Genomic DNA, 13557 nt, shown 5'->3' on the forward strand with positions numbered 1-13557 from the left:
CCGATCTCGCGGCGAGGCCGAGGACTTGCGTACCGAAGTACGCTTCGTCCTCGCCCTCCCCACGATCTCGAGCACCACGGAAACCCTTGCTGATGCTATTGGACCGGCGATAAGGAAAAGAAAGGCCAGCCATGAACCAGAGAACCGCCGAAGTCGAGCGCACGACGAACGAGACGGACATCCGCATCGTCGTGAACCTCGACGGCACGGGCGCGACGGACGTCGAGACGGGCGTGCCGTTCTTCGACCACATGCTGACGGCCTTCGGGCGGCACAGCCTGATCGACCTGACCGTGCGCGCGAAGGGCGACATCGAGGTGGACGCGCACCACACCGTGGAGGACACGGGCATCGTGCTGGGCCAGGCCGTCGCCCGCGCGCTCGGCGACAAGCGCGGCATCGCGCGGTTCGGGTCGCTCGCGCTGCCCATGGACGAGGCACTCGTGCTGGCGGCCGCGGACATCTCGGGGCGCGGCCAGCTGCACTGGGCCGTGGACGTGCCTCCCGTCATGCTGGGCTCGTTCGATGCGTCGCTCGCCAAGGAGTTCTTCATCGCCTTCGCGGCGAACTCGGGGATCACGCTGCACGTGCGCAGCATGACGGGCGAGAACGCGCACCACCTGGTGGAGGCTTCGTTCAAGGCCGCCGCGCGCGCTTTGCGCCAGGCCGTCGAGTGCGACCCCCGCATCGGCGACGCCCTGCCTTCCACGAAGGGCAGCCTGTGATGGCCCCGCGCATTGCCATCGTCGACTACCGCAAGGGCAACCTGAAGAGCGTCGAGCGCGGCATCGACGCGGCGGGCGGCCACGCGTTCGTCGCGTGCGATCCCGCCGCCATCGCCGCCGCCGATGCCATCGTGCTGCCGGGCGTGGGCGCGTTCGCCGACGCGGCCGCCACGATGCAGGCGCTCGGGCAGACGGGCGTCGTCCGCGAGCGCATCGCGGCCGGCGTGCCGTTCCTCGGCATCTGCCTGGGGATGCACCTGCTGTTCGAGGAGGGCATCGAAGGCGCACCCGACGAGGACGACGAGGCCTCCACGCACAACGCCCGCGGCCTGGCCGTGCTGCCCGGCGTGGTGGGCGCGATGCCGAAGGCCGACGCGGAGGGCCGCGCGTACAAGGTGCCCCACGTCGGCTGGAACACGGTGGAGTTCGCGGGCGCGCCGTCGCCGTTGTTCGAGGGCGTCGAGCCGGGCGAGTACTTCTACTTCACGCACGGCTTCATCGCGCCGTCGGGCCCGTTCGCCATCGGCGAGACGACGCACAGCGTGACGTTCCCCAGCGCCGTGCGCTACGGCGACGCGGCGTTCGGTGTGCAGTTCCATCCCGAGAAAAGCTCGGACGCCGGCGCGCGTCTGCTGCGCAATTTCGTGTCCATCGTGAAAGGGGCGTGAACGCCGTGTACCTGCTTCCGGCCATCGACATCCTGGGCGGCAAGGCCGTCCGCCTCGCCAAGGGCGACTACGACCGCGTGACCGTGTACCACGACGACCCCGCCGCCCAGGCGCAGCTGTTCGAAGAGCAGGGCGCTGCGTGGCTGCACGTGGTGGACCTCGACGGCGCCCGCTCAGGCGTTCCCGAGAATATCGCCATCATCGAGCGCATCCTGAAGAAGACCCTGCTCAAGGTGGAGGTGGGCGGCGGCGTGCGCTCGCTCGACACCATCGCGCGCCTGGCCGACGCAGGCGTGTCGCGCGTGGTGCTGGGCACGTCGCTTGTGGCCGACCCCGCCTTCGCCGAGGCCGCCATCGCACAGTACGGCAGGCTCTTGTGCGCGGGCATCGACGCGAAGGGCGGCGAGGTGGCCGTGGCCGGTTGGCGCGAGGGCGCGGGCGTGGCGGCCGAGGAGCTGGCGCGCGACGTGTCGGCGCTCGGGTTCCGGCACCTCGTGTACACCGACATCGCGCGCGACGGCATGCAGACCGGCGTCGAGGCGGCGGCGTACGCGGCGATGGCGGAGGCGTTCGGCCATCCGGTGATCGCGTCGGGCGGCGTGGCCGGCGTGGACGACCTCGTGCGCCTGGGCGAGGTGGCCGGCAGCATCGAAGGCGTCATCGCGGGGCGCGCCGTGTACGAGGGCGCGCTGTCGGTGGAGGAAGGGGTGCGGGCATGCGACGAGGCCACGCGCCGCGCCGAAGCCGCCGCCATCCAGGCCGACCCCTGTGGGATCGGCGGTGCGCGATGCTAGCGAAACGTGTGATCCCCTGCATGGACGTGAAGGACGGGCGCGTGGTGAAGGGCGTCAACTTCGTGAACCTGCGCGACGCGGGCGACCCCATCGAGCTCGCGCAACGCTACGACGAGGAGCGCGCCGACGAGGTGATCTTCCTCGACATCACGGCCACGAGCGACGACCGCGCCACCACCGTCGACCTCGCCAGCCGCGCGAGCGAGCAGCTTCACCTGCCGTACTGCGTGGGCGGCGGCTTCCGCAGCGTGGCCGACATCCGCACGATGATCGCCGCCGGCGCCGACAAGGTGTCGGTGAACTCGGCCGCCGTGGCGGAGCCGTCGCTCATCACCCAGGCCGCCGCGGCGTTCGGCTCGCAGGCCATCCTGTGCGCCATCGACGCGAAGCAGGTGGCGGGCAACCCGAACAAGTGGGAGGTGTACGTGCACGGCGGGCGGACGGCCACGGGCATCGACGCGGTCGCCTGGGCGCAGGAGGCGGCGCGCCGCGGGGCGGGGGAGATCCTGCTCACCAGCATGGACCGCGACGGCAGCCGCGACGGCTTCGACTGCGCGCTCACCCGGGCCGTCGCGCGCGCGGTGGACATCCCGGTCATCGCCTCGGGCGGGGTGGGGAAGCTCGAGCACTTCGCCCAGGGCGTCATCGAGGGCGAGGCCGACGCCGTGCTGGCCGCCAGCGTCTTCCACTTCGGCGAGCTCACCGTCCGCCAGGTGAAGGAGCACATGCGCGCCCAAGGCATCCCCGTGAGGCTGTGATCGCCCGCCTGCATGCGACGAGGCCCGTTCGTGGCAGAAATCGGGAGTTTTTCGTCGCATGGTGAGGCGCCTCTCGCGTCGGGGCAACAAGTGCCAGTTGCTGATCAGGCGAAATGATGCCGTTCGCCACTCGACGGCGCGCGTGGTGCGCTTGCGCGGCCCCTCCAGCGACGAAAAACTCCCGATTTCTGCCACGAACTAGGGAAAACCTCGTCAAAAGCCTCGTCGACGCGATCGCGGGTCGACGAGATCGCCTTCGGTTGGCTGCACGTATTTTAGAGAGCGGAGAGAAGCTATATGGACATGCCCGAACTGACCTACAACGCCGACGGGCTCGTCCCGTGCATCGTGCAGGATGCGGACACCCTCGAGGTGCTCATGATGGCGTGGATGAACGAGGAGTCGCTCGAGCTGACGCTCGAATGCGGCGAGACGGTGTTCTGGAGCCGCAGCCGCCAGGAGCTGTGGCATAAGGGTGCCACGTCGGGCAACGTGCAGAAGCTCGTCGAGCTGCGCTACGACTGCGATGCCGACACGCTGCTCGCGCTCGTGCATCCGGCGGGTCCCGCCTGCCACACGGGGGAGCGCACCTGCTTCTTCCGCACCATCGCGTAGTTCGCGGCTCGATGTCCGCGGGCGCCTGCCCGCGGTGCGAAACGGCCGTCCGCACCGATTCGTAGACCTTCCTCCATCGCATTTCCACGAACCCGACCGCTTTGCGCTTGAACGAACCGAACACATGCGGTACCATGATGATCAGTTCTTTTATCTCTCAGCACACACCCAACACATCTGCATCTCATCACGGAATCCATGCGCGCGGTCGCGCGCGTTTCACCGGTAATAGTCATTGTATAAGGAGGACCTGGGTGAAGTTTTTTCTGGACACCGCCGATCTCAACGAAATAGAGGAGGCGGCCAGCTGGGGCGTGCTCGCCGGCGTCACCACGAACCCGACGCTGTACGCGCGCACCGGCGGCAAGCTCGACGATTTCCATAACCACATCAAGCGCATCTGCGACATCGTGGCCGGCCCCGTCTCGGCCGAAAGCGTCGCCATGACGCGCGACGAGATCATCCGCGACGGCCGCGAGCTGGCCGCGCTCGCCGACAACGTGGTCGTGAAGATCCCGACCATGGTGGAAGGCCTCGCCGCCACCAAGGCGCTCTCCGAGGAGGGCATCCCCGTCAACATGACGCTGTGCTTCAGCGTGCCGCAGGCCATCATGGCCGCGCGCGCCGGCGCCCGCTACATCAGCCCCTTCGTCGGCCGCTTCGACGACATCGCCGAGGACGGCATCGCGCAGCTCGCCGACGTGGTGGCTGCCGTGAACAACTACGACTTCGGCCACGACGTGGAAATCATCGCCGCGTCGGTGCGCAGCGCGAACCACGTGACGCAGGCCGCCCTCATGGGCGCCGACATCGCCACGGTGCCGTTCGCCGCGCTCAAGAAGTGCGTGCAGCATCCGTTGACGGATCGCGGCCTCGATGCGTTCATGAAGGACTGGGAGAAAGTTCAGCAGGCATGAGCGAAAACGAAGCAACCTCAACGGCTCCCGCAGCCGCACCCGCCAAGCGCCGCTCGACGAGCGTGAACGCCAAATCGGCAAGCAAGGCGGAAGGCGCGGCCACGCCGGGCCGCAACTCGTCGGCCACGCGCACGCCGCGCAAGTCGGTGAAGGCCGGCGGGACGCAGCAGCAACAGCAGCAACAAGGTTCCGGCTCGAACAACCGCCGCCAGAACGCCTCGAACGCGGGCAAGCCCAACAACAACAGCGGCGGCAACAACAACCGCCAGAAGCAGGGCGGCGGCCAGAACCGGCAGAACAACAACCAGAACCAGCGCCGCCAACGCCGCCAGCACGACAACAACCGCGGCGGCAACCGCGAAGTCCAGCCCAGCGTGTCGCGCGAGGAGCTGGCGAAGCTCAAGGTGGCCGAGCTGCGCGAGAAGGCCGCCGAGCTCAACCTCGACGTGACGGGCCTCAAGAAGGCCGAGCTCGTCGAAGCCGTGTTCGGCGCCAGCGTCAAGGCCGAGGGCTTCATCGAGGTGTCGGGCATCCTCGACATCCTCGCCGACGGCTACGGCTTCCTGCGCACGCAGGGCTACCTGCCCAGCGAGACGGACTGCTACGTGGGACTGTCCACCATCCGCCGCAACGGTCTGCGCAAGGGCGACCTCGTGACCGGCCAGACGCGCCCGGCGCGCGAGAACGAGAAGTACGCCGCCATCCAGAAGGTGACGGCCGTCAACGGCACCCCGGTCGAAGAGCTGGGAAGCCGCGTCCGCTTCGGCGACCTCACCCCGGTCTACCCGGACGAGTGCCTCACCATGGAGCACGGCAAGAACACCGTCACCGCGCGCGTCATCGACCTCGTGTCGCCCATCGGCAAGGGCCAGCGCGGGCTCATCGTCAGCCCCCCGAAGGCGGGCAAGACCACCATCCTCAAGGACATCGCAGCCGCCATCAGCGCGAACAATCCCGAAGTGCACCTCATGTGCCTGCTCGTGGACGAGCGTCCCGAGGAAGTCACCGACATGGAGCGCTCCATCAAGGGCGAGGTCATCTCCTCGACGTTCGATATGCCCACCGAGAACCACATCGCCGTGTCCGAGCTGGTCATCGAGCGCGCGAAGCGCCTCGTCGAATGCGGCAAGGACGTCGTCGTGCTGCTCGACTCGCTCACGCGCCTCGCGCGCGCCTACAACCTGGCGCAGCCGGCCTCGGGCCGCATCCTGTCGGGCGGCGTCGATTCCACGGCGCTCTACCCGCCCAAGCGCTTCCTGGGCGCCGCGCGCAACATCGAGCACGGCGGCAGCCTCACCATCCTGGCCTCGGCGCTCGTGGACACGGGCTCGAAGATGGACGAGGTCATTTTCGAGGAGTTCAAGGGCACCGGCAACATGGAGCTCAAGCTCGACCGCAACCTGGCCGACCGCCGCATCTTCCCGGCCATCGACCCGGTGGCTTCGGGCACGCGCAAGGAAGACCTGCTGCTCGAGCCGCAGGAGGCGCCGCTCATCTGGGCCGTGCGCCGCATCCTCGCGAACACGAACAGCACCGAGCGCGCCATGGACATGCTCATCAAGTCGCTCAAGCAGACCGAGACGAACCAGGAGTTCCTCGTACGCACGGCGAAGAAGGCCCAGCACACCAAGGCGGACGGGTCGCTCGAGTTCTAGGGCTCAGGCATCCGTCATCCGGGCGTCAACGTGCGTGCCGCCCGCGGTCTTATAATGGAAACCACCAGGGAACCGCATCCGTTGGGTGCGGTTTCGTGACGCGTACGGTAGTATGAGCTGATGCACGAACCAAGGAGGGACCATGTCTCAAGATAACAACTGGCAGCAGCAGGTGTGGCAGCAGCCAGCCGCGCCGCAGCAACCGACCCCGCAGAGCGCTCCGTACGGCTACGCCGTGCAGCAGCCTCCGAAGAAAAGCCGTGGGTGGATCGTGGCCCTCGTGGCCGTCGTGCTCGTGTTCGCGCTGCTGGCGCTGGGCATGTGGTCGTGCACGTCCGTCATGTCCTCGTCGTTCGGCTCCTTCGGCGCCTCCGCCGCAACCGACGACGTCGACTACCTCACGGGCGATGCGGTGGGCGTCATCGACATCGACGGCACCATCCAGTACGACGGCACCACCTCGAGCCCCGAGGGCCTCAAGGCCCAGCTCGACCGTGCCGAGAAGAACAGCCACATCAAGGCGATCGTGCTGCGCGTGAACTCCGGCGGCGGCACCGCAACTGCGGGCGAGGAGATGGCCGACTACGTGCGCGAGTTCTCCGAGCGCTCCGGCAAGCCCGTCGTGGTGTCGAGCGCGTCCATGAACGCGAGCGCCGCCTACGAGATATCCTCGCAGGCCGACTACATCTACACGGCCAAGACCACGGCCATCGGCGCCATCGGCACGGCCATGCAGATCACCGACCTGTCGGGCCTCATGGAGAAGCTGGGCATCTCGGTGGACAACGTCACGAGCGCCGACAGCAAGGACTCCAGCTACGGCACGCGCCCGCTCACCGACGAGGAGCGCGCCTACTACCAGGATCAGGTCGACCAGATCAACGAGACGTTCATCCAGACCGTGGCCGAGGGCCGCGACATGTCCGTCGAAGACGTGCGCGCGCTGGCCACGGGCCTCACGTTCACCGGCATGACGGCGGTCGAGAACGGCCTGGCCGACGAGATCGGCACGAAGGACGATGCGGTGGCGAAGGCGGCCGAGCTCGCGAACACCACGCATTACACCACGGTCACCCTCCAGGATTCCTCGAGCAGCCTTTCGAGCCTGCTCGATCTCATGTCCGAAAGCAACGTCTCCACCGACGATATCGCCCGAGCGCTGAAGGAGCTGGACAACGATGGCAGCATCGCCCAATAGCAACGAACGGATCTCGTGGCCCAAGCGCGCCGTGGTCACGGCGGGCATGCCCTACGGCAACAAGCCGCTGCACTTCGGCCACATCGCCGGCGTGTTCGTGCCGGCCGACGCCTTCGCCCGCTTCCTGCGCGACCGCATCGGCGCCGCCAACGTGCGCTTCATCAGCGGCACGGACTGTTTCGGCTCGCCCATCAACGAGGGCTACCGCAAGCTCGTGGAGGCGGGGGAGTTCGACGGCTCCATCGCCGACTACGTCGAGCGCAACCATGAGGCGCAGAAGCGCACGCTGGAGTCCTACGGCATCAGCCTGTCCATCTACGAGGGGTCGGGGATGGGCCACTCGGGCGACGTGCACCAGCTGATCAGCGAGAAGTTCATCGAGAAGCTGCACGAGAACGGGCATTTGCAGCGTCGCGCCACGCTGCAGTTCTACGATACGGAAGCCGACACGTTCCTCAACGGCCGCCAGGTGACGGGGCGCTGCCCCGTGCAGGGCTGCAAGTCCGAGCACGCCTACGCCGACGAGTGCGACCTCGGGCACAGCTACGCGCCCGAGGACCTCATCGCGCCGAAGTCGTCGCTGACCGGCACCACGCCCGAGATGCGTCCCGTGGAGAACTGGTACTTCGACCTGCCCGTGTTCGCCGACTTCCTGCGCGGCCACGTGGCGGCGCTCGAGGCCGACCCCGAGGTGCGCGCCATCGTGGGGCAGACCATCAAGGAATTCCTCGCCCCGCCCGTCGTCTACATCAAGAACGACGCGCGCGAGGCCTACGAGGCCGTGGCCGGCGAGCTGCCGGCCCACGAGCTGCGCGAGGCCGATAAGGGCAAGCAGAGCTTCGAGATCGAGTTCGCCACCATCGACGACCGCGACGCGGCGCGCGAGGTGCTGGGGCGGGCGGGCATCCGCTTCCGCACGGGCAAGGCGCTCGTGCCGTTCCGCATCACGGGCAACATCGAGTGGGGCGTGAAGGCGCCGGTCATCGAGGGGCTCGAGGGCCTCACGGTGTGGTGCTGGCCCGAGAGCCTGTGGGCGCCCATGTCGTTCACGATGGCGATCAACGACAAGATGGGGCTGCCGCGCGGAAGCTGGCGCGACTACTGGTGCTCGGAGGACGCCGAGGTGTACCAGTTCATCGGCCAGGACAACCTGTACTTCTACGGTGTGGCGCAGCCGGCGCTCATCGAGGCGCTGCGTCCCGGCGACATCCTCGCACCCGGGGTCACCGAGCACCCCATCCGCCAGACCACGCTCGTGGCGAACCATCACATCCTGTTCGGCGACAAGAAAGCCTCGTCGTCGGGGTCGGTGAAGCCGCCCACGGCCGACGAGCTGCTGGACCACTACACCGTCGAGCAGCTGCGCGCGCACTTCCTGGCGCTCGGCCTCGATCAGAAGTCGGTGGGCTTCAAGCCCAAGCCGTTCCTCGCCACCCCCGAGGAGCTCGAGGACCCGCGCGTGGCCGACCCGGTGCTCAAGGAGGGCGCGCTGCTGACGAACGTGTTCAACCGTCTGGCCCGCAGCTGCTTCTACGAGGCGCAGAAGAACTTCGAGGGCTATATGCCCTTGGGCGAGGTGTCCGAGGACGTGGTGGCGAAGGTGCACGAGGTGCTGCGCGCCTACGACGAGACGATGCATCGCGTGGAGCTGCACACCATCATGTCGATCATGGACGAGTTCATCCGCTGGGCGAACAAGCGCTGGTCGGACGGCATCCGCGAGGCCGAGAACACGGGCGACGACGAGCTGCGTCGCCAGGTGCTCGTGGACTCGTTCTTCCTGCTGCGCATGGCCACGCTGCTCATGCACCCCGTGGTGCCGGCCGGTGCCGAGAAGATCTGCGACTACCTCAGCTTCGAGTTCGACGACTTCTTCAGCTGGAACTACGACTTCGAGGGCATGGAGGAGCTGTGCAGCGCCGGCGAGATCACCGAGGCGCGCCACCGCATCCGCGAGCTGCCGCCCCGCTTCGATTTCTTCGCCAAGCACCCGAGCCAGTACAAGTAGCATCTTGCGTGGCGCGATAGGAGCTTCGGGATGCGGGCGTCGTGCTCCGCGCCGATCGCACGCCTCATGCGTCGCGCATCGGCGCGGGAAGCACGTGCGATAAAAGGAGAAGCCCCATGGCGTTCCTTCTGATGATCCCGCTGTTCCTTATTCGGTTCGGCTTGCTGGGCGCCCTCGACAAGGGTGCGCTTGCGCGGGCGGCGCACTTCGCGCCGCTGGTGGGTCGGGAGAAGATCGCCTACGGGGTGTACCAGATCTCCAACGTCGCCCTCATCGTGTACCCGTGCTTCCTCGGCATCGAACTGGAGCCGTCGTACCTGTTCGGCGCGGGGCTCGTCGTGTACGGGGCGGGGGTCGTCCTGCTCGTTGCGTCGACGGTGCAGTTCGCGCGCCCGTCGGCGAGCGGCCTGCTGGAGACGGGCGTCTACCGCATCTCCCGCAACCCGATGTACGTGGCGTACTTCCTGTACTTCCTCGGATGCGCGCTGCTCACGCAATCGCTCGCGTTGCTCGTGCTGGTGCTGGTGTTCCAGGCGGCCGCCCACTTCATCATCAAGGCTGAGGAGCGCGAGTGCGAAGCGACGTTCGGCGATGAATATCGCGCCTACTGCCAGCGCGTGCGAAGGTACCTATAGCACAACGCCCATCCCGCTTTGACGTTCAGGGAAGTCGTCCTATCCTCCCTGTTGCCAAGCGAAAAACGTTTTCGCTTGCCATTCTGGGCGCTCGCACGCAACGCCGTGGTCGAAGGGTCTTGCGGCGTGAGCGAACCCCCCCCCATTGCCCAACCTTATCCCATTTCCCCAAAGCGATCCTGTCCAGCATCGGGACAGCAAGAGTTGAGGGGCGCGGCACGAGAATTCCGAAGTGCTAGTCAATTTTTTCGTTTTGCGTGCCGAAAAGGGATCCCGGGCCACATTTCGGTAGCCTGACCGAAGGATGCCTCAAAGCCGTTTTGCAAACCTGCAGGTCAAGAGACTGCTACGAGAGTACGCCTTTTTCTTGTGTCGTCAAAATTGCGTCATCAATCACGCAAAACGAAAAAATTGGTTACTTCGAGTCGATTTGCGTGCCCGCTGTGCGATTCTTTCGCTATGCCAATGTATGCAGCATTACTCGGGGCCGTCGTTCGGGATGCCGCATCGGGGGCAGATACTTGGGCAGGCACCGTGGGCGACGACGTGTGCGTATCGGCGACCCAAAAACGCCCGCCTGCGGAATGCGGGCGGGCGTTTCGGTCGGCGCGGAACGCGGGGCGTTCTAGGCCACTTCGAACAGCAGGGTCGCCGCGAGCGGGGACACCATGCCGTCGGCGGTCTTCGCGCGCACGGTCATGCGGTAGTCGCCCTTTTCCTCGAACGACGTGGTGAACTGCCAGTTCACCCACTTATCGGCCGTGGCGCCGTCGGTGTCGCACGACGTCCAGGTGCGGCCGTTGTCGAAGGAGAACTCGATGGCGGCGATGGGGCTTCCCAGATCGTCCGCCACGCCCTCGAACGTGATCTCGTCGCCGGCCTTGAAGACGCAGTCGTCGGCGTAGTTCATGATGTTGATCTTGTTGCGGTAGCACGGGTCGACGACCTGCACGTCGGGCTCCGCATCCTCCTGCGTCAGCTCGATGTTCACGATGTCGCGCGTGAAGTAGCGCGCCACCGTCTCGGGCATCCACAGCTGCAGGCTCGACCCGGTGGCCGCCTCAAGCTCCTGGCCGTTCACCTGGTACACCAGCAGCGCGTTCTTCTCGAGCGCGTAGCGCAGCGGCAGCGGCTGGCCGAAGCCGTCCGCGCCGTAGGCGGTGATGGTGTTCACGCCGTCCTCGAGGTCGGCCATCTCCACCACGGCCGACAGCGGCACGCCCATGACGGCCGCCTGGCCGAAGGGGGAGCCGGTGGCGCACGAGCACGCCATCATCGTTTCCTGGCTGGCGTCGTCGGCCAGGTCGCGCACGTCGATGGTGAAGTTCTTCTTGATGTTGCCGCCCACGTTCACGTAGAAGTTGGCAACGCCGCCCTCCACGTCGGCGAACTCGGTGGCGGGCTTCGAGCACATGCTGGTCAGCGCCGCGCCGAACACGTTGAACAGCTCGTCGTTGGGGGTGACGCCCTCCTGGTTGAAGGAGAACGTTCCCTGCGCGTCGGGCACGGATACGAAGGATTCGTCGCCTTCGTCGAACCACTGGGCCGTCACTTCGTGGTTGCCCACGGTGTGCGTCGTGGCGATCGGGTCCGCGTCGGCGGTCTGCGGCAGTCCGGCTGCGGCGCCGAACGCGCCCGCCGCTCCGAACATGAGCAGCGCCCCTCCGGCCACGCCGCCCGCGATCTTCTTGGGGTTGTAAGCCATGGCGTCCTCCTACTCGCTCTTCTCGTCGGTTGCCGCTTCGACCTTCGGGGGGACGAGCGACGCGGTCTTCAGCACGGTCGTCTCCTCGGGGCTGGGCAGCTTGTCCTTTGCGTTGAACATCACGGTCTGGGTCTCGAAGCTCACCATGCCGCTCTCGGTGGTGGCGCGGATGGTCAGGCAGTACGCGCCTTCCAGCTCGGGCGTGTAGGAGTACGTCCACCACACCATCTTGTTGCGGTCGGTGTCGGCCAGGTCGTACTTCGTCCAGGTCTCGCCGCGATCCATCGAGAACTCGACGCTCGCGATCTTCTCGTCGTAGCCGTCCACGTAGCCCGAGAACTCGTAGGGCTGGCCGTTCTGCACGAGCAGGCCGTCGGGCACGCCGAGGATGGTGGCGTTGGGCTTGTTCATGGGAACGTCGTCCTCGTTCTGCCACCCGTTCGGGTTGCCGGCCCACTTGTCGGTGTAGTCGATGTCCTCGTCGGTGACGTGGTAGGTGTCGACCTGCTTGGAGTTGATCTGCGCATCGACGCCCTCGACCCAGTTCGTGCACGGGTAGCCGCGCGTCGCGTCGAGGTACTCGCCGCCGATCTTGTACACCAGCAGCGCCTCGTCGGAGTCGACCTTGCCCACGGGGAAGGCGCGCTTGGAGCTGCCGTCGGCGCGCAGCGCCTTGACGCCCGTCGTGCCGTCCTTGTAGCCGCCCGCCTTCTCGACGAGCCAGCTCACGGGAATGCCGGTGATCTCGGTGTTCGTGACGCCGCCACCGCCGACCGGGTTCCAGTTGCACACCATCTTCGAGGTCTTCGTCACCACGGCGCCGTCGGCTTCCGCTTCCTTGATGAGCTCGGGCAGCGTGGCCGTGTACTCGGCGTTCACGTTGCCGTCCACCGTGATGGTCCATTCGTCGAACAGGCTCTGCGGCATCTCGAGGTCGAGGCCGTTCACGCCCGCGCCGTGACGCATGTTGTCGTAGTAGGCGTGCATCCAGTCGTACGAGAACACGCCGCTCTGATCCTGCGTCCTCTCCTGGTCGATGGCGAAGGTGCCCTGCACGTTCTCAACGTCGTTGATGCCCCACAGGCGATCGTACTTCGTGGTGTCCCACAGCTCCATGCCGCCGCCGTTCTCGGTGGCGTTGTGGCACGACATGCAGTCGCCGTCGTACTGGTCGGCGAACTCGCCCTTCGTGCGCGATCCGAAATGGATGCCGTGCATGAGCGTGCCGAACTCGTACTGCTTGGAGATGTAACCGGGCGCGTACGAGTGGCAGAACAGGCACTGCTGCAGCGTCGTCTTGTTGTCCAGCTCGTCGTTCCATGCCACCGGGTGCTCGTAGGGCAGGTTCTTCAGCAGCGCGTTCATGTCGGCGTGGCACGATTCGCAGCCGCGGTTGTCGGCATCGAGCCAGTAGGTGTTGTACGAGTTCGAGCCGGCCTGGATCTGCCAGGCGTCGGGATCGACCTCGTACTCGGTGGGCGTGCGCTGCACCATCTGGCCGTTCGGCAGCGTCCTCACCTCGGGCGCGTACTCGGTTGCCACCTGGTCCCAGCGGTCCCACAACCCGTCGAGGTACTCCTTGCCGGGATAGTAGTCTTCGTTGATGTCCTCGTTCGTCGTGCCCTCGGCGCCGTCGATGACGGCCTGCTGCTCGGGCGTGAGATTCTGCTCCTGCGGGGCGGCGGCGCCGTCTCCGGACGGAGCGGCGGTGCTCGCGTTCTCCGACTGCTGCGGCGCGCATCCGACCGCCAGGCCGAGCGTGCAGGCCGCGCAGGTTGCCACGATGATGGCCTTCTTGTTGAACCTCATGCATCCCCCTTTCCTCGTCTTGGTTCCTGTCGTCCGACGCGGCCGTTCCCGCTTGCTCGGCTTCGCCCCT

12 protein-coding genes are annotated in these 13557 nt (G+C 66.8%); 10 read left to right on the forward strand and 2 right to left on the reverse strand.

Going from position 1 to position 13557, the window contains the following annotated elements:
- Positions 1 to 131 precede the first annotated feature (131 nt).
- The 10 genes from hisB (at position 132) to GS424_RS05530 (ending at position 9973) form a co-directional block, all read left to right on the forward strand.
- Positions 132 to 725 carry an imidazoleglycerol-phosphate dehydratase HisB gene (gene hisB / locus GS424_RS05485; protein WP_160943074.1) on the forward strand — a complete coding sequence of 198 codons (594 nt, stop codon included), beginning with the start codon at positions 132 to 134 and terminating at the stop codon, positions 723 to 725.
- Entirely contained in the window at positions 725 to 1393 is a 669-nt protein-coding gene (gene hisH / locus GS424_RS05490; RefSeq protein WP_160943073.1) for an imidazole glycerol phosphate synthase subunit HisH, read from the forward strand. Before hisB ends, hisH begins: the two co-directional genes overlap by 1 nt.
- Before the next feature lie 5 nt (positions 1394 to 1398).
- Positions 1399 to 2187, forward strand: coding sequence for a 1-(5-phosphoribosyl)-5-[(5-phosphoribosylamino)methylideneamino]imidazole-4-carboxamide isomerase (hisA, locus tag GS424_RS05495; protein WP_160943072.1), 789 nt, complete (start codon positions 1399 to 1401; stop codon positions 2185 to 2187).
- Positions 2181 to 2945: an imidazole glycerol phosphate synthase subunit HisF gene (gene hisF, locus GS424_RS05500; protein ID WP_160943071.1), complete on the forward strand. Its 765-nt coding sequence runs from the start codon at positions 2181 to 2183 to the stop codon at positions 2943 to 2945. The genes hisA and hisF overlap by 7 nt, the downstream gene beginning before the upstream one ends.
- Positions 2946 to 3242: 297 nt before the next feature.
- A complete protein-coding gene (gene hisI, locus GS424_RS05505; RefSeq protein WP_160943070.1) occupies positions 3243 to 3560 on the forward strand; it encodes a phosphoribosyl-AMP cyclohydrolase in 318 nt (105 codons plus the stop codon).
- Between the two features lie 254 nt (positions 3561 to 3814).
- Positions 3815 to 4477, forward strand: a complete 663-nt coding sequence (gene fsa / locus GS424_RS05510; RefSeq protein WP_160943069.1) for a fructose-6-phosphate aldolase — start codon at positions 3815 to 3817, stop codon at positions 4475 to 4477.
- Positions 4474 to 6132 (forward strand): transcription termination factor Rho, encoded by a 1659-nt coding sequence (rho, locus tag GS424_RS05515; RefSeq protein ID WP_160943068.1) that lies wholly within the window; start codon positions 4474 to 4476, stop codon positions 6130 to 6132. The genes fsa and rho overlap by 4 nt, the downstream gene beginning before the upstream one ends.
- 142 nt (positions 6133 to 6274) lie before the next feature.
- Positions 6275 to 7330 (forward strand): signal peptide peptidase SppA, encoded by a 1056-nt coding sequence (gene sppA / locus GS424_RS05520; protein WP_160943067.1) that lies wholly within the window; start codon positions 6275 to 6277, stop codon positions 7328 to 7330.
- On the forward strand, positions 7311 to 9338 hold the full coding sequence (locus GS424_RS05525; RefSeq protein ID WP_160943066.1) for a methionine--tRNA ligase: 2028 nt from the start codon (positions 7311 to 7313) through the stop codon (positions 9336 to 9338). Before sppA ends, GS424_RS05525 begins: the two co-directional genes overlap by 20 nt.
- Before the next feature lie 116 nt (positions 9339 to 9454).
- Positions 9455 to 9973, forward strand: coding sequence for a methyltransferase family protein (locus tag GS424_RS05530; RefSeq protein ID WP_160943065.1), 519 nt, complete (start codon positions 9455 to 9457; stop codon positions 9971 to 9973).
- Between the two features lie 625 nt (positions 9974 to 10598).
- On the opposite strand, the gene GS424_RS05535 is transcribed toward GS424_RS05530, so the two are convergent.
- Complete coding sequence (locus tag GS424_RS05535; RefSeq protein WP_160943064.1) at positions 10599 to 11678, reverse strand: molybdopterin-dependent oxidoreductase; 1080 nt, start codon at positions 11676 to 11678, stop codon at positions 10599 to 10601.
- A gap of 9 nt (positions 11679 to 11687) precedes the next feature.
- The gene (locus tag GS424_RS05540) at positions 11688 to 13487 is read right to left on the reverse strand and encodes a molybdopterin-dependent oxidoreductase (protein ID WP_160943063.1); all 1800 of its coding nucleotides are present in this window, start codon (positions 13485 to 13487) and stop codon (positions 11688 to 11690) included.
- Between the last annotated feature and the right edge of the window lie 70 nt (positions 13488 to 13557).

It is taken from the genome of Eggerthella guodeyinii (assembly GCF_009834925.2).
GTDB classification, from domain to species: Bacteria; Actinomycetota; Coriobacteriia; order Coriobacteriales; family Eggerthellaceae; genus Eggerthella; species Eggerthella guodeyinii.